Here is a 26,967-nt window from a genome sequence, read left to right on the forward strand (position 1 = left end):
GCGGCGGAACTCGGGAGGACTGACGTATGGAGCTGCGCGGCGTCGAGGAGCTGATGGACCTGCTGCACGCCTGCCGGGGCACCCCCGGGCACGGCGGCGGCCCGGTCGGTCCGGTCGATCTGCACCAGCACGCCCTCCAGACGGCGGCCCTGCTGCGCCGAGGCCGCCCCGCCGACAAGGAACTCCAGGTCGCGGGTCTGGTCCACGTCATCGGCCTGCTCCTCGTACCCGGCGCCCCCACCCGACACGCCCGGGTCGCGGCGGACGCCGTCCGGCACCTGCTCGGCGAACGGGTCGCCCGCCTCGTACACGACAGCCCGTACGCCACGGACCTGGACCCGTACCTGGACGCCGACGCGCTCGCCCTGCGCCAGGCGGACGAGGCCGGCCGGGTCCCGGGGTTCGACGCGGGTGTCCTGGAGGACTGGCGCACGCTGCTGGAACTGGTCGCGCAGCAGCACTCCCGGCTCGGCGCCGCCGACTGAACCCCCGTATGTCCAGGGGCTGTTGACTGACGGTTCGTCATGAGACGGTACGCGGATGACGTCGCCGTACGGACTCGACGGGCGGGTCGCCCTGATCACCGGGGGCACGCGCGGGATCGGGCTGGCCGTCGCCGGGGCGCTGGCGCGAGCGGGGGCGAGGGTGTGTGTGACGGCCCGGGACCCGGAGGGGGTGCGGCGGGCCGCCGAGACACTCGGCGGGGTCGGGCTGGCGGGCAGTGTCGCCGACCCGGGGCACCTGTCGGCGTTGACCGAGTTCACACTCGACGCGTTCGGGCGTCTCGACATCATTGTGAACAACGCGGCGACCAACCAGCCCTACGGTCCGCTCATGGACGCCGACCCGGACGCGTGGCGCGAGGCGTTCACGATCAACGTCGAGGCTCCGCTGCGGCTGACGCAGTGCGCGTGGCGGGCGTGGATGCGCGACCACGGCGGCGCCGTGATCAACATCTGCACGGAGGGTGCCACGCACGTCGGCCCCAACATCGGCGCGTACGGCACCAGCAAGGCGGCACTGCTGCACCTGACGCGGCAACTCGCGGGTGAGCTGGCCCCGAGGGTACGGGTCAACTCTGTCTCCCCCGGACTCGTACGGACGGAGATGGCCCGCTTCGTCTGGGAGCACGGCGAGGACGCCGTCGCCGCCGGGCTCCCCCTCGGCAGGATCGGCGAACCCGAGGACATCGCCCGCGCGGTGCTCTGGCTGGCGTCGGACGCGGCGGAGTGGATAACGGGGGCCGACCTGCTGGTGGACGGCGGAACCCGCGTCCGCCCCGCGCAAACGACCACGACATACACGGTCCATGACCACATGCGGCAACACAGACCCACCTAAGGGGGCGCGGGGCCGTGTCAATATGCGGCTCCGCCGCGTGGGCGCGACAGGCCGCCACCGGCCCGCAGACGCACGACCCAACCCCCGCCTACCACTTACCGGGCGCGTAGTCCTTCATGAAGACCCCGTACAGATCCTCCCCGGCCTCACCCCGCACGATCGGGTCGTATACCCGAGCCGCCCCATCGACAAGGTCGAGCGGCGCGTGGAACCCCTCGTCGGCCAGCCGCAGCTTGTCGTAGTGCGGGCGTTCGTCCGTGATCCACCCGGTGTCGACCGACGTCATCAGGATCCCGTCGGCCTGGAACATCTCCTGCGCACTGGTCCGCGTCACCATGTTCATCGCGGCCTTCGCGGCGTTCGTGTTCGGATGGCCCGCACCCTTGTACCCGCGCCCGAACACCCCCTCCATCGCCGAGACGTTGACGACGTACGCACGCTTGCTCACCGCGTCGCGCGCCGCCCCGGCCATCGCCGGCCTCAGCTTGCTGATCAGGATGAACGGCGCCGTGTAGTTGCACAGCTGGGTTTCGAGGAGCTCCACCGGGGAGATCTGCTCGATGGTCTGCACCCAGGTGTTGGTGTCGACGACGTCGGGGACGAGGCCGCCCGCGTCGATGGCCGTGCCGTCGAGGTGCCGGGCGATGCTGGCGTTGCCCGCGACCAGGGCGAGGTCGGCGACCTTCTGGGCGTCGAGGCCGCTGATGCCGACGGGCAGCGCGGCCAGTCCGTCGACCGCGCCGGAGTTGAAGGCGCCGATCACGTGGTGGGCGGGCAGCTCACCGGCCGGCAGCGGGGCGCTCTCGGCCTCGACGAGCGCGGCGTACGCGGAGGGCAGCCGGCGTACGGTCTGTGTCGCGTTGTTGATGAGGATGTCGAGCGGGCCCTGTTCGGCGACCCGGTCGGCCAGGGCCACGACCTGCGCCGGGTCGCGCAGGTCGGTGCCGACGACCTCCAGGCGGTGGAGCCAGTCCGCGGAGTCGTCCATGGCCTTGAAGCGGCGGATGGCGTCCTTGGGGAAGCGCGTGGTGATCGTGGTGTGCGCGCCGTCGCGCAGCAGCCGCAGGGCGATGTACATGCCGATCTTGGCCCGGCCGCCGGTGAGCAGGGCGCGCTTGCCGGTGAGGTCGGTGCGGGCGTCGCGGCGGGAGCGGTTCTCGGCGGCGCAGCTCTGGCAGAGCTGGTGGTAGAAGTAGTCGACCTCGACGTAGCGCGCCTTGCAGGTGTAGCAGGAGCGCGGGCGCTGGAGTATCCCCGCGATCTGTCCCTCCTCGGTCACCGACGACGGCAGGATGCCCTCGGTCTCGTCGTCGATGCGCTGGGCGGAGCCGGTCGCCGTGGACTCAGTGACCGCCTTGTCGTGGGCGGTCTTGGAGGCCCGGCGCTCCTGCCGGCGGCGCTGCTTGACCGTGCGGTAGACGCCGGCGGTGGCGCGGCGCACGGCGATGGCGTCGGGGTGGTCGACGTCGAGCTTGTCGAGTTCTTCGAGCACGCTGAGGCAGACGGCCATGCGCTCGGGGTCGATGCCGGGGCCGTGGGAGACGTCTGCCACGTCGTCCAGGCCGTCCACGGCCGTCGGGCCGTCCTCTGTCACCGTCATCGCGCTGCCGTTCCCTGGGTCGCCTTCGTGGCGCTCAGACCGCGCCCGCTCTCGAACACGCGATTTTACGGAAGCCTTGGCCCAGTCACCAAACCCGCGACGATCATGACGCGGGTCACAGGGCGCAGGCGGCGACCAGCGTCTCCACCTCGGCCGACAGCGCGGCGGTGAACCGGTCGAGGTCCGGGACGGCTTCCGCGTCCGCGACGAGCCCGAAGTGGACCTGCCCGCGATAGGTGGAGATGGCGACCGCCAGCGACTGGCCCTGGGCGAGCGGAGCGAAGGGGTAGACCTCGGTGAGGGGGTTGCCGCCGAGCCGGAGACCGAGGCTGGGCAGCGGCACGCTGGTGACGAGGATGTCGAACCAGAGCCGGGCCGCCTGCTTGACCAGCGGTCCGCCGAGCCGGTGCCCGAGCGGCGGCACATGGTCGGCGAGCAGCGCGACCGCGCCGGCGCCCCGCCCGGGTCCGGCGTCCTTGTTGCGGTCCATGGCCTGGCGTACGCGGGCCAGGCGCCGGAGCGGGTCCGGGTCGTCGACGGGCAGACGCATCAGGTATCCGGAGAGCCGGTTGCCCTGCGGATGCGCGGTGCGCGGTCGCCGTTTGGAGACGGGGATGAGCGCGCGCGGGGCGACTCCCTCGGACCCGTCGCCGCGCTCGTCGAGCCACCGGCGCAGGGCTCCCGCGACGACGGCGATGAGTACGTCGTTCACGGTGCCGCCGACGGTCTTGCGCACGCGGTGGACGTCGTCGAGGTCGACGGCGACTCCGGCCGTGCGGCGGGTTCCGGTCGGGTCGGCGACGAGTGCGGCCGACGAGCGGTTGTTGAGGTTGTCCAGCCCGGACCGGGCGACGGAGGCGCCGATGTCCAGGGCGCGGCCCACGTCGGAGAGGGCGCCGCGCACCAGCCCGGGCAGTTTGCGCACGTCCGGGAAGAGGCCGGCGGCCGGTTGTTCGGGGCGCGGGCGGGGTTTGGGCAGGTCGAGGGGGTCCATGACGCCGGCGGCGAGGGTCAGTGCGCGCAGGCCGTCGGCCAGGGCGTGGTGGAACTTGAAGAGCACGGCGAAGGAGGTGCCGTCCTCGCCGGGCAGCACATGGGCCTCCCAGGGCGGCCGGCCGCGTTCCAGTGAGCGTTCCATGAGCCGGCCGGCCTCGGCGTGGAAGTCGGAGGTGGGGGCGTGCAGCCGGACGTGGTCGAGCGGGTCGAAGTCCGGTGCGGACTCGCGGGTGGCACCCCCGAACGCCAGCGGGAGCAGGGGCTGCCAGACGTCCCGGATGCGCATGCGCAGTCCGGGTACGCCGGCGGCGCGGGCGGCGAGCAGATCGGCCGCGTGGGCTCCGGCGGTCGGCGAGTGGGCGGAGAAGACACCGAGTGCGCCCAGGTGCATGGGGTGGAGGTCGGAGTCGATGTGCCAGAAGGCCAGGTCGAGGGGGGCGAGCAGGTCCGAGGTCTCAGAGGTCAAGGGATCGCTCTCGCGTCGACGACGGGTGAACCAGCAGTCAATCGCCTGCGGGCGATTACGGTCAAGCACGATCAAGCTACGCTCAGTTAACAACGGATTACGTCCCACCGCTGCGGGAGCGGTGGGACGTTAGTGACGTGTGAGCCTGCGTCAGGCTGCGGAAGGGCTATTTCAGGGCGGGCGGCGCCGCGTCCGCGTCCGTTCCCCACCCGGACGGCTCCGGGCCGACCGTGAAGTCGAGCGAGCGAGCGCCCCGCAACATCCCGCTCGTCACATACGTACGGCTGTACGGCGACCCGCCGACGGCCACCGACTGGACGTACGGTCGGCTGTCCGACGTACCCGGTGCCGTGACCGTGAGGGCGCCGAGCGGGTGGTAGCGGGGGTCGAGGGTGAGGTCGACCCGGTCGAAGACCGGCGTGGACAGGCCCCAGATGTCGTAGCCGGGCTGCACAGGGAAGATCCCGATCGCGGACAGGACGTGCCAGGCGGACATGGTGCCCATGTCGTCGTTGCCGGTCATCCCGGTCGGGCCGTCCGTGTAGAGGGTCAGCGCGGCGTGCACGACCTCGGTCGTCTTCCAGGGCTGGCCGGTGGAGAGGTAGGTGTACGGGGCGGTGAGGTCGACCTCGTTCTGCGGGTTGTACTTGTCCGCGTTGTAGTAGGCGTACGGGCCGTTCACCCACACGTCGCGGGCCGTCCCGGCCGGGTCCGCCTTCATCCGGTCGTAGGCGAAGAAGGCGTCGAGCCGCTCGTTGGCCGCCTGTCTGCCGCCGAGCAGGGCCACCAGGCCGGGCAGGTCCTGCGGGACCAGCCACTGGTACTGCCAGGCCGTGCCCTCGTGGAACCCCTCGTCCTTGGCCGGATCGGGGTCGCCCGCGAAGGCCCCCGAGCCGTCCCGGGGCCGGAAGAAGCCGGTCGAGGGATCGAAGACGTCGCGGTAACTCTGCGCCCGGTCCGCGTAGCGGGCGGCGTCGGCCTCGTGGCCCAGCTCGCGTGCCATCTGGGCCAGCATCGCGTCGGACAGGGCGTACTCGAGGGTGACGGACGCACCCCAGTGGTAGTCCGAGTCGCCCGGCTTGGTGCGCGGGCGGCCCTTGAGATAGGGCGCGAAGCCGTCCGCGATGTACTCCCGGTTCGCCTCGCGCCCCAGCATGGGCAGCGCGGCGGGCGGCACCCCGTCGGCGTTCTTCTTCAGGGCGCGGTAGGCCCGCTCCTCGTGGCCGTGCAGCAGCCCCTGCTGGTAGGCGTGGGTGAGGAACGGGGTGACCGGGTCGCCGGTCATGATGTTGGTCTCGACCGTGCCGTACCCCCACCTGGGCAGCCAGCCGCCCTCCTCGTCGATCTTGAGCACCGACAGCGCCATGTCCCGGGCCTCACGGGGCGCGAGCAGCGACAGGAGCTGCGCCTGGGTGCGGTAGGTGTCCCACAGGGACCAGTTCTGGTAGTACGTGAAGTCCCGCGCGCGGTGGGTCTTCAGGTCCCAGCCGGTGTAGCGGCCGTCGGCGTCACTGCCGGTGTTCGGGGCGAGGAAGCTGCGGTAGAGGGACGAGTAGAAGGTCCGGCGCAGTGTGTCCGAGCCGCCCGTCACGCCGACGTCGTCGAGGCGCGCCTCCCAGGCGTCCCGGGCCGCCTCCCGCACCTCGTCGAACATCCGCCCGCCCTCGGCGCGCAGGTTGCCGGCCGCACCGTCCGCGTCGACGTACGACAGGGCGGTGGTCGCCTCGACGGTGCGGTCGCCGTCCGTGGTGTCGAAGCGGACGTAGGCGCCGTCGCCGCCGGTCCGGGAGCCGCCGGTGACCGTGGTGCCGTCCCAGGTGCCGTACGCGGTGAAGGGCCGGTCGAAGCGGGTGACCGTGTGGACGGTGTACGGCTTGGTGCCCCGGCAGAAGCCGGAGCCGGTGATCGTCGTGCGCACGGTCCGGTCGTCGAGGATCTCGACCCGGTTCGACACCTTCGTGTGCAGCGACTGGCCCGCGTTGAGCAGCACGTTGGCCTTCGCGGTCGCCGGGAAGGTGTAGCGCTGGACGCCGGTCCGGGCGGTCGCCGTCAGCTCGGCGCCGATGCCCGACTCCAGGCCCACCTTGTAGTAGCCGGGGCTCGCCAGTTCGCCGTCGTGGCCGAACTCGGCGGCGTAGGACGCGTAGTCGGTGCTCGTGATGTCGCCGGTCGTGGGCAGTACCGGCAGGTCGCCGCCGATCCGGCAGCCGACGCCGGAGAGGTGGACGAGGGAGAAGCCCCGGATGCGCGTCTGGGAGTAGCGGTAGCCGGTCTTGTGCCCGGTGTCGGGCGACAGCTGCACCATGCCGAAGGGCACGGTCGCGCCCGGGAAGGTGTTGCCCTCGTTCTCCGTGCCGATGAACGGGTTGACCAGGTCGGTGAGCCGCTCGTCACGGGCCTGGGCGGCCGGGGCGGCGAGCGCGCCGGCCAGCAGGGCGGCGGCCGTCACCGCACCCGTGGTGCGCAGCGTCCATCTCACAGGGAAGTCCTCCGTCGGCTCGGCCAGATGTCGGGGCGGCCCCCGGGAGGCTCCCGGGTCCGTGTCCCGGATCCGTTCCTCGCCGGGCGTCCCGATCCGCGCCGCACCCGGCACGGTCACCTCGCGGCCGTACGGCAACAGCCCGTTCGGCTCACTCGCCGGCCCCGGACACGCCGACGGCCCCGGTGAGCACGGGCTCACCGGGGCCGTCGGCATGGGTCCACCTGCCTACGACACGTGCTGGCCCTTCCCGAGGCCGATCACACCGCCCTTGGAAACGGTGTACAGATCGGCGTCCCGCTCCGGGTTGACGCCGATCGTCGCGCCCGGCGGGACCTCGACGTTCTTGTCCAGGACCGCCCCGCGCACGATCGCGCCCCGCCCGATGCGCACGTTGTCGTGCAGGACCGACCCCTGCACGACGGCACCGGGATCGACCCGGACGCCGGGCGAGAGCACCGAGCGCGTGACCTGGCCCCGGATCAGGCAGCCGGCGCTGATGATCGACTCGCTGGCGATGCCGCCTGCGTTGAAGCGGGCGGGCGACAGCTGGCCGGAGTGGGTGTAGACGGGCCAGCTGCGGTTGTAGAGGTTGAACGCGGGCCGCTCGGCGATCAGGTCCATGTGGGCGTCGTAGTACGCGTCGAGCGTGCCGACGTCCCGCCAGTAGCCCTGGTCGCGGGTGGTCTCGCCGGGCACGTGGTTCTGGCTGAAGTCGTACAGCTGGGCCTCGCCGCGGTCGGTGAGCGAGGGCAGGATCGAGCCGCCCATGTCGTGCACGGAGTCACCGTCCTCGGCGTCCCGCTGAAGGGCCTCGATGAGGGCCTTGGTGGTGAAGATGTAGTTGCCCATCGAGGCGAAGACGCACCCGGGGTCGTCGGGCAGGCCGGGCGGGTCGGCGGGCTTCTCCAGGAAGCCCTGCACGGTCTGGCCGTCCGAGCCCGGACTGATCACTCCGAACGACGACGACTCGGCGCGCGGCACCCGGATGCCCGCGACCGTGACCCCGGCGCCGCTCTCGATGTGCTGGTTGAGCATCTGCCGGGGGTCCATGCGGTAGACGTGGTCGGCACCGAACACCGCGACGTAGTCGGGCTGCTCGTCGTACACGAGGTTGAGCGACTGGAGGATGGCGTCGGCACTGCCCAGGTACCAGCGCGGCCCCAGTCGCTGCTGGGCGGGGACCGGGGTGACGTAGTTGCCGAGCAGACTGGACATCCGCCAGGTGGTGGTGATGTGCCGGTCCAGCGAGTGCGACTTGTACTGCGTGAGCACGCAGATGCGCATGATGTCGGCGTTGACGAGGTTGGACAGGACGAAGTCGACCAGGCGATACGTTCCGCCGAAGGTCACCGCTGGTTTCGCGCGGTCCGCGGTCAAGGGCATCAGACGTTTGCCCTCTCCGCCCGCCAGCACGATCCCGAGCACAGAAGGCCCACCACGACGCATCGCCGCTCCCCTCACCGTGGTTGTGCACCATGCTTTCCCGTACGCCGGTCGGGCTAAGCCTGTTGACCTTGTTTGAGGGTCTCCTCATAAAGCCTTACCGTCCGTCTGGCCACGGCGTCCCAGCCGAACTCTTCCACCGCACGCTCCCGCCCGGCGTCTCCCATGCGCCGCGCGGCCTCCGGATCACCGATGACGGAGTCCAGGGCCCGCGCGAGGTCCGCCTCGAAGACCCCCGGGTCGTCGTCCAGGGACACCAGTACCCCGGTTTTCCCGTCCTCCACCACCTCGGGAATGCCGCCGACCCGCGAGGCCACGACAGGAGTTCCGCAGGCCATCGCCTCCAGGTTGACGATACCCAACGGTTCGTACACCGAGGGACAGACGAACACGGCGGCGTGGGTGAGGAGCTGGATGACGTCCGGGCGCGGCAGCATCTGCGGGATCCAGAAGACGCCCTCGCGTACGGCGTTCAGCTCCTGGAAGAGTTCGCGGAACTCCCGGTCGATCTCCGGGGTGTCCGGGGCGCCCGCGCACAGCACGACCTGGGCCGCCGGGTCGATGTCCCGTACCGCGCGCAGCAGATGGGGCACGCCCTTCTGGCGGGTGATCCGGCCGACGAACAGGACGTACGGACGGTCGGGGTCGACGCCGATGCGGGTGAGGGCGTCCGTGCCGTGGTCGGGGCGGTAGAGGCTGGTGTCGATGCCGTTGTGGATGACATGGACGGTGGCCGGGTCGAGGGCCGGGTAGCAGGCGAGGATGTCCTCGCGCATGGCCCCGGACACGGCGATCACGGCGTCGGCGGCCTCGACGGCGGTGCGCTCGGCCCAGCTCGACAGGGCGTATCCGCCGCCGAGCTGCTCGGCCTTCCAGGGGCGCAGGGGCTCCAGGGAGTGGGCGGTCATCACGTGCGGGACGCCGTACAGGAGCTTGGCGAAGTGGCCGGCGAGATTGGCGTACCAGGTGTGGGAGTGGACCAGTTCGCGGCCTTCGAGGGCGGCGGCGATGGACAGGTCCGTGGAGAAGGTGCGCAGCGCGTCGTTGCTCCCGTCGAGCGCCGGCCAGGACCGGTGCCGGACGACGCCGACGCCGCGGCCCTCGCCCCAGCAGTGCACCTCCAGGTCGGTGAGGGCGCCCAGCTCCCGGGCGAGGAACTCGACATGGACGCCCGCGCCGCCGTACACGTCCGGCGGATACTCCCGGGTCAGCAGGCCCACACGCACCCAAATCTCCCTGTCTCTGCGGTTGGTTCCCACATGGTCACCCAGATGCGGCGTTCGGGGAAGACCATGGTGCCCTGGTGAAGCAGCAGTCGCCGCAGATCCCGCCGCCGGGCACCCGGTAGTAGAGGCAGCAGCTGCGCCGCCGGAAGGCACTGCCGGTGAATGTGCCGGTGGGGGCCAGACGGGGGTGGGTGAACAGTTCGGCGGCGAGGGCGTGGGCGCGGGCACCGGCGTCCGTGCCCGCCCCGCGCGCCCAGCGGCCGAGTTCGCGCGCCGCGCCGGCCAGTGCCGAGCCCGCGTTGCCCCACAGCAGGCCCTCGGCGACGCCGTAGCGGGCGTGCAGGGCGGCTGCGAGGGGCTCCAGATGCCCTCGTACGACGAGGTCCGCGATCGTCGCCGGGTCGGCAGGACGGGGGCGCACCTCGGCCGGCCACAGGTCGTCGGGGGCGCTCGCGGCGGGATCCCAGTGGAGCAGGCGGGGATCGAGGTCGGGGACGCTGCCGTACAGGACGGCGCAGCCGAGGGCGATGGACCACAGGCGGGCCGCGAGCGCCTGTTGGGCGATCGACGCGGAAACCCGCAGCTCAGAGGTATGAATACGGTCGGCGACCAGCCGGACACGAAAAGTTATGGAATCCGCGTAAACGTCCTCGCCGCGATGCGCGTACGCCTGCGCGAGTGTCGGCGGCGGGTCGGCGGGGGCTCCGGCCGCGCGTAGTACGAAGAAGCCGCCGAGCGGTCGGAGCGCCGCGAGATCGGGGTCGAGGTCCACGAGAGGCAGTAGTACCAGGTCGGGCAGTAGCCGAGAGCAGCAGCTCCGTCCCCGCGTCACCCACCCTGGGGAGGACGTGGGGCCCGGCGTACTCCATCGGCAGTAGGACCCAATGGATGCTCTGGTACGACGCGCAGACGCTCGCGAGGGGGGATCGTGGTCACCATGGAAGCCGATCGTTCGCCGCGCCGGGCCCCGCGCCCCCGCCGCACGCAGAGGAGTTGCTCATGAGCGCCCTCGCGTTGTCCATCCTGCTGTCGCTCGTCTCCGCTGTCGCCTACGCGGGCGGGGCGATCGTGCAGGAGCGGGTCGCGGACTCCGGACACGGCCCGTCCTACGCGCCGATGCGCAGGCCGGTCTGGTGGGCCGCCGTGGCGCTGAACGGCTTCGGCGGAGTGCTCCACGTGGTGGCGCTGGCGTTCGGGCCACTGAGCGTCGTCCAGCCGATGGGCGCCCTGACCATCGTGTTCGCGCTGCCGATGGCGGCATTGTTCGTGCGCCGCAAGGCCGGGGCGGCGGCCTGGCGTGGCGCGATCATGGCGACGCTCGGACTCGCGGGGCTGCTGTCCCTGGTCGGTACGTCCGAGGCACGGTCCCTGGGCACCACCGAGCGGGTGCTGCTGGCCGTGGTCACCGGCGCCGCGGTGGTGGCGCTGACGGTGGCGGGGCGCGCGGCGCACCGGCACCCGGCGGTGCGCAGCACCCTGCTCGCGATCGCGTCCGGTATCGCCTTCGGCATGTCGTCGGTGTTCACGAAGGTGGTCGCCGTGGACTGGTCCGGCGGCCTCACGACGGCGGATGTGCCGTCACTGGCGTTGATCGCGGTACTCGGTGTCTCCGGTCTGCTGCTCTCGCAGGCGGCCTACCGGGGCGGCGGCCTCACGGCGCCGCTCGCGACGCTGACGGTCGTGAACCCGGTGGTGGCGGCCGCGGTCGGCATCACGATGTTCGGCGAGACGTTCCGGTACGGCACGACGGGCACCATCCTCGCGCTGGGCTGCGGTGTGGTCGCGGCGGGCGGCCTGATCCTGCTCACCACGGAGCGGCTGCAGCACGCCCCGCACACAGACGCGCTGTCCTCTGCGTTTCCTGCCCCTGACGCACCTGCTTCACCTGCTCGCGTCGCTTCGGCACCCTCGGTACCGGAACAGAACGGATCCGGTACCGAGGAGCACGAGGAGCTGGTGGCGGTGAGCGGGGATTCGGCCCAGCCGTTTCCGGTCCCCGTGGCGGCACCGGTGACCGCGCAGGACGTGCTCGACGAAGAGCCCGTTCCCTACGGGGCGTTCTACGGCGTCCCCTACGTGCCGATCCCGATATCCGCTCGCGACCGGCACCGCATGCGGGTCAGATCCTGACGCCGCCGGCCCTGAGATAGGCCAGCGGGTCGATGTCGCTGCCGAAGCCGGGCCCCGTCCGCACCTCGAAGTGCAGATGCGGGCCCGTGCTGTTGCCCGTGGAACCGGAGCGCCCGATGCGCTGCCCGACGGACACCGACTGCCCGGCCCGCACGGAGATCGCGGACAGGTGCGCGTACTGCGAGTAGCGCCCGTCGGCGTGCCGGATCACCACCTGGTACCCGAAGGACCCGCCCCAGCCCGCGTCGACGACCTCGCCCACGCCGATCGCCTTCACGGAGGTGCCGGTGGGCACCGGGAAGTCGACGCCCGTGTGGTAGCCCTTCGACCAGGAGGAACCCGCCTTGTGGTACGGCGTCCCGGTCGCGGCGCTCACGGGCGCGGTGAGCGTGGTGGTCGTGGTGCGGGGAGCCTTGGTGGCGGCCTTCTCGGCGGTGTGCGAGGGGGCCTTCTCCGTCTTGGACTCGCGGGCGGGTTCGGCGGTGGCCGGGGCGTGCGGTGCGGCCTTCGTACGGAGGTTCAGCCGCTGGCCGGGGACGATCAGGTCCGGATCGGTGCCGATCGTCGTGCGGTTGCCCGCGTACAGGCGCTGCCAGCCGCCCCGGACGTCACGGTCGTCGGCGATACCGGAGAGGGTGTCGCCGTGCACGACGGTGTACATCTCGGCGGTGCCCGCCTGGGACTGGGGCGTGGTCTGCGGCTTCACGTCACGGACGGTCCGCTGGGACCTGCGTACCGAGTCGCTCGCCTGGCGCGCGTTGCCGGAGGGGTTGATGTCGGGGGTGTCCCCGCCCCGGGTGAGGCCGGCGCGGACCGAGCAGGTGGGCCAGGCGCCGGGACCCTGTGCCTTGAGCACCTTCTCGGCCACGGCTATCTGCTGGTCCTTGGTGGCCAGATCCGCGCGCCCGGCGTAGGCCGTGCCGCCGTACGCCTCCCAGGTGGACCGGCTGAACTGGAGCCCGCCGTAGTACCCGTTGCCGGTGTTGATGTTCCAGTCGTTCGTGGACTCGCAGGCGGCGACCTTGTTCCAGGTCGCCACGTCCGCCGCGTCCGCCACTCCGGCGCCGACCAGCGGGAGCGCGATACCGGCGCTGCCCGCGGTGACGGTGAGAGAGGCCCGGTTGATCCGGTTCGGCTGGTAACGGCGATGCTTGCCGCGTACGGCCATGGAAGAGCCCCCTCGTCCGTTGCCAGGAACCGCAAAAGTAAACGCACTGAACAGGCCACGACAAGACCGCAAACCAGCCGACGTACGGCCGAAGTTCGCCCCGGGTGAAACCGAGGGGAGACCGAAGTGGCCAGGAATACGAGCCCGTTGCGTGAATGCTGAGGCAGGTGGGGGTTCTGGTCCGTATCTGCGTACGCAGGAACGGCAGCCCGGATGTGCGGTCGGCGTACCGGCACGTCAGGATGGCCCGAAGGGCAATACTGACGAGCAGGAACGGCACCACCGATTCCAGGACCTACCGGCACCACCGTTTTCCAGGACCCACTAGGAGCCATCCGCATGAGCAACTCAGCCCAGATCGGCGTCACGGGACTCGCGGTGATGGGCCGCAACCTCGCCCGTAACTTCGCGCGCAACGGCTACACGGTCGCGCTGCACAACCGGACCGCGGCGCGTACGCACGCTCTGGTCGAGGAGTTCGGGGCCGAGGGCGACTTCGTCGCGGCCGACACCGCCAAGGAGTTCGTGGCCGCGCTGGAACGGCCGCGCCGCCTGGTCGTCATGGTGAAGGCCGGTGAGCCGACCGACGCGGTGATCCAGGAGTTCGCCCCGCTCCTGGAGCCCGGCGACATGATCATCGACGGCGGCAACGCGCACTTCGCGGACACCCGGCGCCGGGAGCGCGACCTCCGCGCACAGGGCATCCACTTCGTCGGCATGGGCGTCTCGGGCGGCGAGGAGGGCGCGCTGCTCGGCCCGAGCATCATGCCGGGCGGCCCGGTCGAGTCGTACGACTCGCTCGGGCCGATGCTGGAGAAGATCTCCGCGAAGGCGGAGGACGGCACGCCCTGTGTGTCGCACGTGGGGCCGGACGGCGCCGGGCACTTCGTGAAGATGGTCCACAACGGCATCGAGTACGCCGACATGCAGCTCATCGGTGAGGCGTACCAGCTGCTGCGCGATGTCGCCGGGTACTCCCCCGCGCAGATCGCCGACATCTTCCGCACCTGGAACACGGGCCGTCTCGACTCCTACCTGATCGAGATCACCGCCGAGGTGCTGTCGCACGTGGACGCGGCGACGGGCAAGCCGTTCGTGGACGTCGTGGTGGACCAGGCCGAGCAGAAGGGCACCGGCCGCTGGACCGTGCAGATCGCCCTCGACCTGGGCGTACCGGTGTCGGGCATCGCCGAGGCGGTCTTCGCGCGCTCGCTGTCCGGGCACGCGGCGCTGCGTGAGGCGTCGCGCGGGCTGGCCGGCCCGAAGGCGACGCCGCTGAGCGAGTCGGAGGCGGCTGCCTTCGCCGACCGCGTCGAGCAGGCGCTGTACGCGTCGAAGATCGTGTCGTACACGCAGGGCTTCCACGAGATCGCGGCGGGCGGCGCGGAGTACGGCTGGGACATCGACCTCGGTGCCGTCTCCGCCCTCTGGCGCGGCGGCTGCATCATTCGGGCGGCCTTCCTGGACCGTATCCGTGCCGCGTACGACGCTCGGGCGGACCTGCCGAGCCTGCTGTCCGACGACACGTTCGCGCAGGAGATCGCGGCGGCGCAGGACGACTGGCGCGAGGTGCTGGTCGCGGCGACCCGCCAGGGTGTCCCGACGCCGGGCTTCGGCGCGGCCCTCGCGTACTACGACGCGCTGCGCGCGGAGCGCCTCCCGGCCGCGCTGACCCAGGGCCAGCGGGACTTCTTCGGCGCGCACACCTACCGCCGCACGGACCGCGAGGGCGCGTTCCACACCCTGTGGGGCGGCGACCGGTCCGAGATCACCGGCTGAGAATCGCCTCCGGCGGTACGAAGTGAGGATGGGCGACCGGGAATCCCGGTCGCCCATCTGGCGTTACGGCCTCGACCACGCTCCCGGAACAGCGGCGGGGTCGGGAACCCGCTCCGCGATCGCGGTACGACGTGACAGGGGGCAGCCCGGATTCCCGCGGCCCGCTCGGCGTTACCGTCTCGGCGCCCCGTCACGACAGCGGCGGACCCGGCGCGAGGCCGAGGGCCGCCTCTCCCCCGACGGTACGGCGTGACATGGGCGGCCGGATTGCCCGGCCGCCCACCTGGCGTCACCGCGTCAGTACAGCGGCGGGCCCGGTTCGGGGTCGGGTGCCGGCTCGGGGCCCGGAGGCTGTGGGACGGGGGGCGGGGCTGGGGCCGGTGGTGTCGGAATCGGCCCGGGGATCGGTGGCTCCGGGTCGGGGCCCGGGGTCGGGCCCGGGAAGGGGCCGGGGGTGGGGGTCGGCGGTACGGGGTGGGGATACGGGTCCGGTTGGGTCACTGTGTCCTCCAGCCAGTGGGTTCGTCGGCTCTGGACTTCTCCCCCGCGTACCCGGCGCACGCGCCTCCACTCACTCCTTCGCGCTACGCGCGCGGGCGAGGGTGAGTCCGGCGGATCGGGTCGGAAGACAAAGCGGCGGCGCATCAGCGCACGTGAGCCCTGCCTCCCGGGCATGTTCGGCCGGACAGGCCCTGGGTGGGTCACCGTCACCCGGTCAAGGGGGCCCGCGCCGCCGCCGCGCCCGCCGCCAGTCCCGGCCGGGGGCTGGACAACACCGGCAACGCGGTCGTCGTGAGCTCCTGCGCCGGGGTCATGGAGGCCTGGGCGAGGACGATCGCGTCGGCGCTGTCGCCGGGGATCGAGTTCACCGCGTCGGCCACCGAACGGACGTAGCCCTCCGTGTCACCCGCCTGGAAGAGGGCCCAGGCGCCGTCCACGAACAGCTTCCGTACGTCGGCGGGGAGTCCGGCGCGGCGCGCCTCCTCCTCGACGAGGGCCACCGTGGGCCCAAAGGTGCTCTCCGAGGTCGCGACGACGACCACCCTCGGGCCGATGGCCACCGCGGCGGCGGCCATCGGCCGGTCGACCCGCAGCACGGGCACCCCGACCTCCCCGGCAGCCGCCTCCGCGACACCGCCGATGGAGGAGCAGGTGCAGAGCACGGCGACGGCCCCGCCGGCCACGGCCTGCTCCAGGACGGCCCGGACGTCACCGGCCACGGCGTCGGGCCCTTCCGTCCGGGCCCTGGTCAGCAGGTCCTCGTGGACGAGGTGGACGATTTCCAGGCCCTGGTGGTCCTCGTCGCGCAGGGCGTCGAACACCGGGACGTGCACGCGCGAGGTGTGCAGAAGGGCGAGCACGGTGCGGAGAGTCCCCCTGCCGGACGTCAGAAGCGGTCGGGGTTCGCCACGAGCCACTCCTTGGCGGCGCGGAGAAGCTGCGGGTCAGCGGCCGGGGCCTCGGCGGGGTGACGCTCGGCCCACTTCACGACGTACGGGCACAGGGGGGCCACGACGATGCCCTCACGGGCCGCCATGAGGTACAGCTCGCGGGCCAGTGAGCCCGCGATGCCCTGTCCCTCGTGCGCCGGCTCGACGATCGTGTGGACCGGGACCAGCGCGCGTCCCCGTGCGGCCAGCACGAAGTAGGCGATGTGGCCCACGACCTCCCCCGCCACGACCGCCTCCAGGCGGCCTGCCGTCCGGTCGTCGCGGATCTCGATGTCGCTCATGGACACTCCTCGTCGGGTCGTCGCATCGTCGGACGCGCCGCACGCCGGACGGTCAGACGGTGACCGCCTGCGGGCTGCGCTCCTGGTCCGAGCCCGGCACCGGCTCGGCCGGGTCGGCGCCCAGCGCCACGACGCGGTTGCCGTGGTCCACGTGGACCACCTTCGGCCGCAGCGTCCGCGCCTCGGCGTCGGTCACCTGAGCGTAACTGATGATGATCACCAGATCTCCGGGATGGACGAGGTGGGCCGCCGCCCCGTTGATCCCGACGACGCCGGACCCCCGCTCGCCCTCGATGACGTACGTCTCCAGCCGGGCGCCGTTGGTGATGTCGACGATGTGCACGAGCTCGCCGGGCAGCAGGTCGGCGGCGTCGAGGAGGTCGGCGTCGATGGTCACGGAGCCGACGTAGTGCAGGTCGGCCTGGGTGACGGTGGCGCGGTGGATCTTGGACTTGAACATGGTACGCAGCATGGAGGTACTCCCGAAGCTAGGCTCCCTGCCCGCGTCAATGCAGGTCAAGGGCTGTTTCTTCACGGCCGCCGCCCGACGTGTGCGCCGGCCCGCGAGGGATGGCTGCAGCCTAAACGGTCACTGGCCGCCGGTACACGGGGTCGGCGGCCCGTGCCAGTGTGAACTGCCCGACCCCAGCAGCCTTCGTACGCCTCGTTCGCCCATCGGATGCAGACCCGTATGTCCCCCGACACCGCACGCCGCCACGCCGCCGCGCCGCCGTGGTCGGGCTGGGCGCCCGTGCACAGCTGTTCGTCCAGGCACTGGCCGGCCCCTACGCGGACCGGTTCGAGCTGGCCGGCCTCTGCGATGTCAACGCGCACCGGATGGCCGTCCACAACGGTTGACTCACGGACGCCGACCCGGGCCGGGCGCCCGTACGGCGACGCCCGCACGCTCGAAGACGTGTTCGACACCCAGGTCCACGACCCCCTGCACCGCGCGGCGGGCGCGGCCGACGGCGCCCACTCCCTGGTCACCGGCCTGGCCGTGAACCGCTCCTGCGAGACGGGGCTTCCGGTGCGGACGCGGGATCTGCTGGGTCTGGATCCCTGACGGGCGTCAGAGATCCCGGACGACGGGGCGGACGAGGCCGGTCTGGTAGGCGATGACGACGAGCTGGGCGCGGTCACGGGCGCCGAGTTTGGTCAGGGCACGCTGGATGTGGGTGCGGATGGTCAGGACGCTCAGGACCAGCTCCTCGGCGATGTCGGCGTTCGACTTGCCCTGGGCGGCGAGGGCGGTGACCTGGCGTTCGCGGGGCGTGAGGTCGGCGAGGCGTTCCGGGGGTGCGAGAAGGCCTCCGGGGGCCTGGGTGGTGAGGAAGCGGGTGATGAGGGCGCGGGTGGCGCCGGGTGAGAGCAGGGCCTCGCCGGAGGCGACCGTGCGGATGCCGGTGAGGAGGGTGTCGGTGGTGACGTACTTGCCGAGGAAGCCGCTGGCGCCGACGCGCAGGGCCTTGGCGACGTACTCGTCGGTCTCGAACGTGGTGAGGATGAGGACTCGGGTGCCGGCCAGGTCGGGGTCGGCGCAGATGGCCTCGGTGGCGGCGAGACCGTCCGAGCCGGGCATCCGGATGTCCATGAGGACGACGTCGGGGTGGTGGGTGCGGGCGAGGTCGGCCGCCTCGTCGCCGTTGGCCGCCTCGCCGACCACCTCCATGTCGGCACAGGAGTCGATCAGCAGCCGGAACGCGCCCCGCAGCAGGGCCTGGTCGTCGGCGAGCAGGACACGGATGGTCACGCGGTGACCTCGTCTTCCTTCCGGTCGTCTTCTTTCCGGTCGTCTTCCGGGGCGCGCAGGTGCGGCTCGTCCTCCGGGGCCAGGGGGTGCAGCGGGAGCGCGGTGGCGACCTCGAAGCCGCCGTCGGGGCGGGGACCGGCGTGCAGGTCGCCGCCGACGGAGTGGGCGCGCTCACGCATGCCCATCAGACCGTAACCGCCGCCGGGGACCGACGGAGTGGTGGTGGCCGCGTCGTTGGTCACCGAGATCAGCAGCCGGGAGTCCGAGTAGGCGAGCCGGATGCTCGCGCCTGTGCCCGCGCCGTGTTTCGTGACGTTGGTGAGGGCTTCCTGGATGATCCGGTACGCCGTCAGGTCCACGCCCGGTGACAGGGAACGCGGTTCTCCCTCGGTGGTGACGGTGACCTCGATGCCCGCGCTCTCGCAGGTCGCGATCAGTTCGGGGAGGCGGTCCAGGCCGGGAGCGGGTTCCAGGGAGTCGGTGTCGGGGTCGCCGGTCTGGCGCAACACCCCTACCGTGGCGCGGAGTTCGAGGAGTGCGGAGGACGTGGTGGCGCTCAGCTCGTCGAGCAGCTTCATCGCCTGAGCGGGGTGGGTGGGCGCGAGGTGGCGGGCGGTGCCGGCCTGGGCGTTGGCGAGGGCCATGTGGTGGGCGACGACGTCGTGGAGCTCGCGGGCGATGCGCATCCGTTCCTCGGCGACCCGTAGCCGGGCCTCCTCCTCGCGGGTGCGCTCGGCGTAGGTGGCACGCGCGTGCACGGAGTCCGTGTAGGCCCGGCGCAGGCGGGACCGGCCGCCGCCGACGAGGGGCAGTGCCAGCCACAGAAGGGGTCCGATGGTGCGCAGCAGGAATATCCCGGTGGAGGGTGCGTCGAACACGCCGGTGGCGACGACCACGGCGATGGTGAGGGCACCGTAGAGGCGCCTGGTGCTGTGGTCGGTGCCGGCGGCCAGCCAGTACAGGGCGATCATCAGGGGGGCGAGCAGCAGGGGTGTCAGCAGAAAGCCGAGGGCCAGGGTGACCACCGTGCAGACCGTGGCCACGACTACGGCGGTGCGCGGGTGGGTGCGTGCCCTCAGCTGAACGAGGCAGGACACGGCTGCGAGGGCTTCGGCGGGCCAGGACGGGTGCGGCTGGCTGACGCCGGGGATGGAGATCGCGGCACCGAGGTTCACGGTCCCAAGGAGGCCCAGAGCCATGACTACGTCGGTGGCGGTGAGGCGGCGCCCGGTGTAGCGCTCCAGTCTGGTGGTCATCTGTATCTCCGGATGAAGGGCTTGGGCCCATGATGAACGACATTCGGCGCACAACGCCGTTTGGGCCGCCCGTAGCGAAGGCCAGGGGCGGCCCTGGGACGGCCGAGGAGACCGGCCAGGTCAGACGCGCGCCTCGACCGGCTCGTCCGGGGCCGGGTCCGGGTTGGGCCGGCGGTCCGTGGTGTCGGCCGGGCGGCGAGTGAGGGCTTCCCCCTCGATGTCGACGCGGGGCAGCAGCCGGTCCAGTCGGCGGGGCAGCCACCAGGCCTTGTCGCCGAGGAGGGCGAGGACGGCGGGTACGAGGGCCATCCTGACGACGAAGGCGTCGAGCAGGACGGCGGTGGCCAGGCCGAACCCGATCATTTTGATCATGGATTCGTCCTCGCCGACGAATCCCGCGAACACCGCGATCATGATCAGCGCGGCGGCGACGACCACGCGGGCGCTGTGCCTGAACCCGGAGACCACCGCTTCCCGGGCCGTGTCGCCGTGGACGTACGCCTCCCGCATCCGGGAGACGAGGAAGACCTCGTAGTCCATGGCGAGGCCGAAGACGATGCCCACCAGGAAGATCGGCATCAGGCTCATGATCGGGCCGGTCTGCTCGACCCCGAACAGGCCCGCGCCATGGCCCTGCTGGAAGACCACGACGACCGCGCCGAGGGCCGCCAGGACCTAGAGCAGGAAGCCGAGAGCCGCCTTCAGGGGGACGACGTACCAGCGCCGCCGGAAGGACAGACGGCCCAGTCGATACAGAAAAGCAGCCACGGCAGGGAACCTCACCTCGGGTCGGGCGTACCCGCCAAGGCTGTCCCGGGAAGGGCCTCCCGGTCGTCGTCCCCCTGCTGGCAATCCGCTGTACCGAAACGGGAGGAGCACCTACAGGAACCGCGGTATGTCCGTGTGCCGTTTCCGCCTGTCGGGCCGGGCCTACGCGGCCTCCACCGGCTCGCCGGGCCGGTGCGCGAACTGTGTCCGGTACAGCTCCGCGTACCGCCCGTCCAGGGCCAGCAGTTCGTCGTGCGTGCCGCGTTCCTGGATCTGGCCGGCCTCGACCACGAGGATCAGGTCGGCCGCCCGGATCGTGGACAGGCGGTGGGCGATCACCACGGCCGTGCGGTCCGCCAGTGCCTCCGCCAGGGCCTCCTGGACCGCGGCCTCCGAGGTGTTGTCCAGGTGGGCCGTCGCCTCGTCGAGGATGACGACACGCTGGCGGGCCAGCAGCAACCGGGCGATGGTCATGCGCTGGCGTTCGCCGCCGGAGAGGCGGTAGCCGCGTTCGCCGACCACGGTGTCGAGGCCGTCGGGCAGCTCGCGGACCAGGTCGTCGAGGCGGGCCCGGGTCAGCGCCGCCCACAGTTCGTCGTCCGTCGCCGTGGGGCGGGCCAGCACCAGGTTGGCGCGCACGGAGTCGTGGAAGAGGTGGCCGTCCTGGGTGACCATGCCCAGGGTGGCGCGCAGGGAGGAGGCGCTCAGGTCACGGACGTCGACGCCGCCGATGCGTACGGCGCCCTCGTCGGTGTCGTACAGGCGGGGCATGAGTTGTCCGATGGTCGACTTTCCGGCGCCGGAGGTGCCCACGAGAGCGATCGTCTGGCCCGGTTCAGCTCGGAAACTGACTCCGTGCAGGACCTCCGTACCGCCCCTGGTGTCCAGGGCGGCCACCTCCTCCAGGGAGGCGAGGGAGACGCGGTCGGCGGCGGGGTAGGCGAAGCGGACGTTGTCGAACTCCACCGCGACCGGGCCCTCGGGCACCTCGCGGGCGTCCGGCTTCTCCTCGATGAGGGGCTTCAGGTCGAGCACCTCGAAGACGCGCTCGAAGCTCACCAGGGCGCTCATCACCTCGACGCGCGCCCCTGCGAGAGACGTGAGCGGCGCGTACATACGGGTGAGGAGCAGGGCGAGCGAGACGACCGCGCCGGGTTCCAGGGTGCCGCGCAGCGCGAACCAGCCGCCGAGCCCGTACACCAGGGCCAGCGCCAGGGCCGACACCAGGGTGAGGGCGGTGATGAAGACCGACTGCGCGAGGGCCGTCCGTACGCCGATGTCACGTACCCGGCGGGCGCGGGCCGCGAACTGGGCGGACTCCTCGTCGGGGCGTCCGAAGAGCTTGACGAGGGTGGCGCCGGGGGCCGAGAAACGCTCGGTCATCCGGGTGCCCATCGAGGCGTTGAGGTCGGCGGCCTCGCGCTGGAGTCTGGCCATGCGGCTGCCCATCCGCCGGGCGGGGATCACGAACACCGGCAGCAGCACCAGGGCGAGCAGGGTGATCTGCCAGGACAGGGTGAGCATCACGGCGAGCGTGAGCACCAGGGTGACCAGGTTGCTCACCACGCCGGACAGGGTGTTGCTGAACGCGCGCTGCGCGCCGATGACGTCGTTGTTGAGCCGGGACACCAGCGCTCCCGTCCGGGTGCGGGTGAAGAACGCGACCGGCATGCGCTGCACATGATCGAACACGGCCGTCCGCAGATCGAGGATCAGTCCTTCCCCGAGCGTCGACGAGAGCCAGCGGCCGAGGATCCCGAGGACCGCTTCGGCCACCGCGATGACCGCGATGAGCAGCGCGAGCCGGACGACCGTGCTCTCGGCGCCGCCCGACACGATCGTGTCGACGACCCGGCCCGCGAGAACGGGGGTGGCGACGGCGAGCAGCGCGGTGAGCACGCTCAGGACGACGAAACGGATGATGCGGCGGCGGTGCGGGCGTGCGAACTCCGCGATGCGGCGCAGGGTCGCGCGGGCGAAGGGGCGCCGGTCCTGCTGGGAGTTCATGACGCTGTGCAACTGCATCCAGGCTGTGGTCTCCATACTCATGCTGTGACCGTACGACCTCAAGCGACCTTGAGGTCAAGGACGGCGAAAGGCGTGGACGCCGTGCCCCTCGTGCCGTTGCCCGGCGCGTCGGCCGATGGCCGTGCGCCCGCAACCCGGTGTTGGTGCGGCAGGGAGAACCTCTCCCGTTGTGACAGCGGTTCTCCCTCCCCCGGTCCGGCACCGGCGCATACCGGTGCGGCAGGTCCTGTGCCTGCTCCCGCTCCTCCTGGTCGCCGTGGTCGCGGTGCGCCACCGGCAGGTGCTCGTCGAGGGCTTCGGCCACCTGGCGACGGCCAAGTGGCCCTGGCTGCTGGCGGCGGCCGGGGCGACCTGTCTGACCTGGGTGGCCGCCGCCGTCAGCCGGCAGGGAGCCGTCGTCGAGCGGCTGCCCCGGCTGCGGCTGCTCGCCACACAGTTCGCGGCCGGCTCGGCCAACCACCTGCTGCCGACGGGGCTCGGCGCGAGCGCGGTCAACCTGCGGTTCATGACGGTGTGCGGTCTGCCGCTGGCCCGCTCCTCGGCGGCGCTCGCCCTGTACATGCTCGCGGAGGTCGTCGGCCGGCTGGGTCTGCTGGCCGCCCTGCTGATCGCGTTCCCGCACGCCCTGCGGCTCGGCAGTCTCGTTCCCGGCACGGCACTCGGCCCTCTGCTCATCGGCGTCTGCGTGGTGCTGTTGGCGGCGGTCGGCGCGCTGGTGTGCATACGGCGGCTGCGCACGGCCGTCCTCTCCTTCCTGCGTACGGCGCTCGGCGAGGCCCGTTCCGTGCACCTGCGGCCGTCCCGGGCGCTGGCGCTGTGGGGCGGTTCGCTGGCGTTCCCGGCGTTGCAGGCCGCCGGACTGACCGCGGTGGGCACGGCGTTGGGGCTGCCGGTGCCGGCCTGGCACATGGCGCTCGCGTACCTCGCCGCGACCGTTGCCGTCGCGCTCATCCCCACGCCGGGCGGTATCGGCTCCGTCGAGGCGGCGCTGATCGTGGCCCTGGTCGCGGTCGGCGGGCCGGTGGCCGTCGCCACGGCGGTGGTGCTCGCGTTCCGGATCATCACCGTCTGGGTTCCGCTGCTACCGGGGGCGTTGACGTTGGGGGCGCTGGTGCGGTTGAAGGTGATCTGAAGCCGTCTTGGCGGTCGTTTGTGAAAACGATTTCCAATAAGCTGGCGTGCGGAGGCATGCCCACCACTTCCAGTGACCCCCGCCTGCCCGTGACCGTGCACGGCCGACCGCCTGGAGGCGACCCTGCGGCGCCTCAACCCGGCCGCCCGCGTCCACCGCACCGTCCGCGGCACGATCGACCCCGCCGAACTCCTCGGCACGGGTCTGTTCGACCTGGAGAAGGCCGAGCGGGCGCCGGGCTGGGTGGCCGAGTTGAACGGGGACCACGTGCCGGAGACGGAGGAGTACGGCATCTCCTCGCTCGTGCTGCGCGACCCGCGCCCCTTCCACCCCGGCCGCCTCTGGGACCTGCTCACCGGTCCGCTCGACGCGGGCCACTACGGCCAGGTGCTGCGCTCCAAGGGCTTCTTCACCCTCGCCTCCCGGCCCGGCACCACAGGCCTGTGGTCACAGGCGGGCTCGGTGGCCCGCTTCGAGCCGGTCGCTACGGGTGATGCCACGAGTGCCGACTCCCCCGTACAGGGCCAGGAGTTGGTGTTCATCGGCACCGATCTGCGCCGCCAGTCGCTGCGACTGGCGCTGTCGTGCTGCCTGTTGACGGAGGAGGAACTGGCCGCGTACGCAGGGGACTTGGCGCACACGGAGTACGAGGACCCCTTCCCCGCGTGGGAGGTGCACCCGGCGGACGTCTGCGATGCGCTCCCCGTCTGAGCTGCTCAATGGCGGGTTTGCCACCGCTCGGTGACGATCGGCCGGCCGGATGCGGCAGGATGAGCGGTCGCCGGATGTCGTACAGACGTCCGGTCATTGATCGCGTATCCAGGACTTTTCGCACATTCGAACAGGTGGCAAGTGACGAGACTTCACATCCGGCCGTCGGTGGCGCGGGGCGCCGCGGAACCACTCCTCGGAGGTGAGCGGTGAAGCGGGAACTCACCGTGGACGACCTGGTCGTCGCGGGCATCGCCCTCGCCGTGGGCCTGCTGGCGGCCTTCCTGCTGCGCATGCTGCTGCGCTGGCTGGGCAGGCACGCGGACCGCACCCGCTGGAGCGGGGACGACGTCATCGTGGACGCGGTACGTACGGTGGTGCCGTGGTCCGCGTTCACCGGTGGCGTGGCAGCCGCCGCCGCGGCGCTGCCGCTGACGAAGACCGTCGGGCACAACGTCAACCAGACGCTGACCGTGCTCCTGATCGGCGTCACGACGCTCACGGTGGCCAGAGTGGTCGCCCGTCTGATGAGTGCCGTCACCCAGTCCCGGTCGGCGGTCGCCGGCTCGGCGACGATCTTCGTCAACATCATCCGGGCCGTCATCCTGGCCCTGGGTTTCCTGGTCGTACTCCAGACGCTGGGCGTCTCCATAGCGCCGATGCTCACCGCCCTGGGAGTCGGCGGTCTGGCCGTCGCGCTCGCCCTCCAGGACACCCTCGCCAACCTCTTCGCGGGTATCCACATCCTCGCCTCGAAGACCGTCCAGCCCGGTGACTACATCAAGCTGAGCAGCGGCGAGGAGGGGTACGTCGTCGACATCAACTGGCGTCAGACGACGGTCCGCCAGCTCTCCAACAACCTGGTCATCATCCCGAACGGGCAGCTCGCCGGGACCAACATGACCAACTTCAACCGCCCGGAGCAGATGCTGACGATCCTGGTCCAGGTCGGCGTCGCCTACGACAGCGACCTGGAGCAGGTCGAGCGGGTCACCTGCGAGGTCGTCGCCGAGGTGATGACGGAGATCACCGGCGCCGTCCCGGAGCACGAGCCGCTGGTGCGCTTCCACACCTTCGGCGACTCACGGATCGGCTTCACGGTGATCCTGGGGGTCGGCGAGTTCAGCGACCAGTTCCGGATCAAGCACGAGTTCATCAAGCGCCTGCACAAGCGCTACCGGTCGGAGGGCATCAGCATCCCGGCGCCCGCGCGGACGGTGGCCCTGCAGCAGGGCGCGGTGGTCATTCCGCAGCAGCGGGGCGGCCACGCGGAACCCGACCTGGGGCTCGGCGTGGAGCAGGGCGGACCGGCGTCCACCCTGCTCGACCGACTCGACAAGCTCGACAGATGAGACTCACGTCTCAGCCGGCAGGCTCAGCTCAGAGGGTCGCGGAGTTGTCGTGATGGCCGGCCGTGCGGTTCTGCGGCGCGACCAGTGACGTGGTCACCGGGGTGACCGTCCAGTCCGGGTGATTGGGCATCCGCGGTGTCGTCATGCCGTACAGCCAGTCCCGCAGGAAGCCGGAGAGGTCCTGGCCGGCGATCTCGGAGGCGACCGAGATGTAGTTCTCGGTCGTCGCCGAGGCGTTGCGGTAGCGGTCGAGGAAGGTGCGCTCGATCGCGCCGAAGGTGGCCTCGCCGACGAACTCGCGCAGCGCGTAGAGGACGAGGACGCCGCCCAGGTAGCGCTGGCTGTCGAACAGGTTGGCCTCGTTGGGGGCCGCGACCGGTCCCGAGGTGCGGCGCCACTGGTCGCCGCGCGCGTACGTGTTCTTCATACGCGCTTCCAGGGTGGTCAGGCCGAGGGAGTCGGTCCAGCCGCGCTCGTAGCGGTAGAGCAGTCCGTAGAAGTCGGCGTGGCCCTCGTTGAGCCACAGGTCGGCCCAGGTGCCGGGGCTGACGCTGTTGCCGAAGTAGGAGTGGACCAGCTCGTGCATCATGTGCGAGCCGATGAACTTCTCCTCCTGGAGAAGGTAGTTCGGCTTGTAGAGCGTGAGGGTCTGCGTCTCCAGGCCCGTGAAGTCGAAGGCGGCCGGGTCGTCGGAGTTGCACGGCAGCAGACCGTACGTCTCGAACGGGTAGGCGCCGAGCCGCTGTTCGAGCCACGCCACCAGGCCCGGCGTGAGCGCCAGCGCCGGTTCGAGGGCCTCGGCGCGCGCGACCGGGACGACGTCCCGCAGCGGCAGCCCGTTCGGGCCCTGTCGGTCCTTCACCACGTAGTCGCCGACGGTTATCTGCACGAGCTCGGTCGCCATCGGCGAGCGCGAGCGGTAGGAGTACGCGGTCCGGTCGCCGTCCAGGGTCTCCGTGCGCACGAGGGTGCCGCTCGCGACCCCGCGCAGGCCGCTCGGCACGGTGATCCGGAACGTGAAGTCGGCCTTGTCGACCGGGTGGTCGTTGCACGGGAAGACGGTGTGCGCGGAGTTGGGCTGCGGACACACCGCGAAGCCGTCGGCGGTGGGGACCCAGGCGGTGTGGGTCAGGGCGCGGCGCGGGTCGGCGCCGTACTCGACACAGATGGTCGTCCGGGCCTGCGCCGGCAGCGCCCGGGCGGGCGTGATCCGCAGTTTCTCGTCGACCTGCTCGTACGTGGCCGCACGGCCGCCGACGCGGACGGAGCGGATGTCCAGGCCGAGGGCGTCGAGGGAGAGGCGGCTCAGGTCCTGGGTGGTGCGGACGCGCAACGTCGCCGTGCCGTCGACCAGCTTGGTCGTGGCGTCGTACGCGAGGTCGAGATGGTAGGCGTCGACGCGGTAGCCGTCATTGCCCAGGCTCGGGAAGACGGGGTCACCGAGGGTCTCGGGGCCCGGGGCGGCGGCGTCCTTCACGGAAGCCGTCCTGGACGTCCCCCCGGACGCCGCGTGCGCGGAGGGGGCCAGGGTGGTGGCCGCCGCCGTACCGAGCAGGGCTGCCGCAGGGGCCGTCAGTCTGGTGCGATATCTCATGGGTCGCTTT

The 26,967-nt window shown here is 71.6% G+C and carries 22 protein-coding genes and 2 pseudogenes; 9 read left to right on the forward strand and 15 right to left on the reverse strand.

Annotated features, from left to right (window positions below; all coding sequences use genetic code 11):
* The first annotated feature begins 26 nt into the window (after window positions 1-26).
* Together ACW4TU_RS05115 and ACW4TU_RS05120 are read left to right on the forward strand one after the other, a co-directional pair.
* Window positions 27-485 (forward strand): hypothetical protein, encoded by a 459-nt coding sequence (locus ACW4TU_RS05115; RefSeq protein WP_457425041.1) that lies wholly within the window; start codon window positions 27-29, stop codon window positions 483-485.
* 55 nt (window positions 486-540) lie between these two features.
* Entirely contained in the window at window positions 541-1,341 is an 801-nt protein-coding gene (locus tag ACW4TU_RS05120; RefSeq protein ID WP_457425043.1) for an SDR family oxidoreductase, read from the forward strand.
* Window positions 1,342-1,429: 88 nt separating this feature from the next.
* Here the strand turns inward: ACW4TU_RS05120 and ACW4TU_RS05125 are convergent, their stop codons facing one another.
* The 6 genes from ACW4TU_RS05125 to ACW4TU_RS05150 form a co-directional block, all read right to left on the reverse strand.
* Window positions 1,430-2,941, reverse strand: coding sequence for an SDR family NAD(P)-dependent oxidoreductase (locus ACW4TU_RS05125; RefSeq protein WP_457425045.1), 1,512 nt, complete (start codon window positions 2,939-2,941; stop codon window positions 1,430-1,432).
* A gap of 115 nt (window positions 2,942-3,056) precedes the next feature.
* The gene (locus tag ACW4TU_RS05130; protein ID WP_457425047.1) at window positions 3,057-4,403 is read right to left on the reverse strand and encodes a wax ester/triacylglycerol synthase family O-acyltransferase; all 1,347 of its coding nucleotides are present in this window, start codon (window positions 4,401-4,403) and stop codon (window positions 3,057-3,059) included.
* Between the two features lie 166 nt (window positions 4,404-4,569).
* Window positions 4,570-6,882: a GH92 family glycosyl hydrolase gene (locus ACW4TU_RS05135; protein WP_457430713.1), complete on the reverse strand. Its 2,313-nt coding sequence runs from the start codon at window positions 6,880-6,882 to the stop codon at window positions 4,570-4,572.
* A 228-nt stretch (window positions 6,883-7,110) separates the two neighbouring features.
* Window positions 7,111-8,331 (reverse strand): glucose-1-phosphate adenylyltransferase, encoded by a 1,221-nt coding sequence (glgC, locus tag ACW4TU_RS05140; RefSeq protein ID WP_457425049.1) that lies wholly within the window; start codon window positions 8,329-8,331, stop codon window positions 7,111-7,113.
* A gap of 53 nt (window positions 8,332-8,384) precedes the next feature.
* Window positions 8,385-9,554 (reverse strand): glycogen synthase, encoded by a 1,170-nt coding sequence (glgA, locus tag ACW4TU_RS05145; RefSeq protein ID WP_457425051.1) that lies wholly within the window; start codon window positions 9,552-9,554, stop codon window positions 8,385-8,387.
* A gap of 37 nt (window positions 9,555-9,591) precedes the next feature.
* Window positions 9,592-10,326 carry an IucA/IucC family C-terminal-domain containing protein gene (locus ACW4TU_RS05150; RefSeq protein ID WP_457425053.1) on the reverse strand — a complete coding sequence of 245 codons (735 nt, stop codon included), beginning with the start codon at window positions 10,324-10,326 and terminating at the stop codon, window positions 9,592-9,594.
* 227 nt (window positions 10,327-10,553) lie between these two features.
* Between ACW4TU_RS05150 and ACW4TU_RS05155 the strand changes: the two genes are divergently transcribed.
* Complete coding sequence (locus tag ACW4TU_RS05155; RefSeq protein WP_457425055.1) at window positions 10,554-11,684, forward strand: DMT family transporter; 1,131 nt, start codon at window positions 10,554-10,556, stop codon at window positions 11,682-11,684.
* Here ACW4TU_RS05155 and ACW4TU_RS05160 read toward each other — a convergent pair.
* On the reverse strand, window positions 11,674-12,852 hold the full coding sequence (locus ACW4TU_RS05160) for a transglycosylase family protein (protein ID WP_457425057.1): 1,179 nt from the start codon (window positions 12,850-12,852) through the stop codon (window positions 11,674-11,676). The genes ACW4TU_RS05155 and ACW4TU_RS05160 overlap by 11 nt on opposite strands.
* Before the next feature lie 339 nt (window positions 12,853-13,191).
* On the opposite strand from ACW4TU_RS05160, the gene gndA reads away from it, so the two are divergent.
* Window positions 13,192-14,631, forward strand: coding sequence for an NADP-dependent phosphogluconate dehydrogenase (gene gndA / locus ACW4TU_RS05165; protein WP_457425059.1), 1,440 nt, complete (start codon window positions 13,192-13,194; stop codon window positions 14,629-14,631).
* A gap of 707 nt (window positions 14,632-15,338) precedes the next feature.
* On the opposite strand, the gene ACW4TU_RS05170 is transcribed toward gndA, so the two are convergent.
* The 3 genes from ACW4TU_RS05170 to panD are packed head-to-tail and all read right to left on the reverse strand — an operon-like array spanning window position 15,339 to window position 16,835.
* Window positions 15,339-15,992: an aspartate/glutamate racemase family protein gene (locus ACW4TU_RS05170; RefSeq protein WP_457425061.1), complete on the reverse strand. Its 654-nt coding sequence runs from the start codon at window positions 15,990-15,992 to the stop codon at window positions 15,339-15,341.
* A gap of 26 nt (window positions 15,993-16,018) precedes the next feature.
* Window positions 16,019-16,363 (reverse strand): GNAT family N-acetyltransferase, encoded by a 345-nt coding sequence (locus ACW4TU_RS05175; RefSeq protein ID WP_457425063.1) that lies wholly within the window; start codon window positions 16,361-16,363, stop codon window positions 16,019-16,021.
* A gap of 52 nt (window positions 16,364-16,415) precedes the next feature.
* Entirely contained in the window at window positions 16,416-16,835 is a 420-nt protein-coding gene (panD, locus tag ACW4TU_RS05180; RefSeq protein ID WP_457425065.1) for an aspartate 1-decarboxylase, read from the reverse strand.
* A gap of 260 nt (window positions 16,836-17,095) precedes the next feature.
* Here panD and ACW4TU_RS05185 point away from each other — a divergent pair, with 260 nt between their 5' ends.
* Window positions 17,096-17,221, forward strand: a complete 126-nt coding sequence (locus ACW4TU_RS05185) for a hypothetical protein (protein ID WP_457425067.1) — start codon at window positions 17,096-17,098, stop codon at window positions 17,219-17,221.
* Window positions 17,222-17,279: 58 nt separating this feature from the next.
* Window positions 17,280-17,429, forward strand: a complete 150-nt coding sequence (locus ACW4TU_RS05190) for a hypothetical protein (protein WP_457425069.1) — start codon at window positions 17,280-17,282, stop codon at window positions 17,427-17,429.
* A 6-nt stretch (window positions 17,430-17,435) separates the two neighbouring features.
* Here ACW4TU_RS05190 and ACW4TU_RS05195 read toward each other — a convergent pair whose 3' ends face one another.
* The 4 genes and pseudogenes from ACW4TU_RS05195 to ACW4TU_RS05210 form a co-directional block, all read right to left on the reverse strand.
* Window positions 17,436-18,116, reverse strand: coding sequence for a response regulator transcription factor (locus ACW4TU_RS05195; protein WP_457425071.1), 681 nt, complete (start codon window positions 18,114-18,116; stop codon window positions 17,436-17,438).
* Window positions 18,113-19,372 (reverse strand): sensor histidine kinase, encoded by a 1,260-nt coding sequence (locus ACW4TU_RS05200; RefSeq protein WP_457425073.1) that lies wholly within the window; start codon window positions 19,370-19,372, stop codon window positions 18,113-18,115. The genes ACW4TU_RS05195 and ACW4TU_RS05200 overlap by 4 nt, the downstream gene beginning before the upstream one ends.
* A gap of 120 nt (window positions 19,373-19,492) precedes the next feature.
* Window positions 19,493-20,095 (reverse strand): annotated as a pseudogene (locus ACW4TU_RS05205) (MMPL family transporter); the annotation flags it as partial.
* Between the two features lie 207 nt (window positions 20,096-20,302).
* Entirely contained in the window at window positions 20,303-22,183 is a 1,881-nt protein-coding gene (locus ACW4TU_RS05210) for an ABC transporter ATP-binding protein (protein WP_457430714.1), read from the reverse strand.
* A gap of 154 nt (window positions 22,184-22,337) precedes the next feature.
* Between ACW4TU_RS05210 and ACW4TU_RS05215 the strand changes: the two genes are divergently transcribed.
* The 3 genes and pseudogenes from ACW4TU_RS05215 to ACW4TU_RS05225 all read left to right on the forward strand — a co-directional run bounded on the left by ACW4TU_RS05215 (window position 22,338) and on the right by ACW4TU_RS05225 (window position 25,363).
* A complete protein-coding gene (locus ACW4TU_RS05215) occupies window positions 22,338-23,300 on the forward strand; it encodes a lysylphosphatidylglycerol synthase transmembrane domain-containing protein (RefSeq protein WP_457425075.1) in 963 nt (320 codons plus the stop codon).
* A 102-nt stretch (window positions 23,301-23,402) separates the two neighbouring features.
* Window positions 23,403-24,011 (forward strand): annotated as a pseudogene (locus ACW4TU_RS05220) (GTP-binding protein); the annotation flags it as partial.
* A gap of 209 nt (window positions 24,012-24,220) precedes the next feature.
* On the forward strand, window positions 24,221-25,363 hold the full coding sequence (locus tag ACW4TU_RS05225; RefSeq protein WP_457425077.1) for a mechanosensitive ion channel family protein: 1,143 nt from the start codon (window positions 24,221-24,223) through the stop codon (window positions 25,361-25,363).
* 28 nt (window positions 25,364-25,391) lie between these two features.
* On the opposite strand, the gene ACW4TU_RS05230 is transcribed toward ACW4TU_RS05225, so the two are convergent.
* Complete coding sequence (locus ACW4TU_RS05230; protein WP_457425079.1) at window positions 25,392-26,957, reverse strand: M1 family metallopeptidase; 1,566 nt, start codon at window positions 26,955-26,957, stop codon at window positions 25,392-25,394.
* Window positions 26,958-26,967: the final 10 nt, after the last annotated feature.

Source organism: Streptomyces kryoterrae (assembly GCF_054072135.1).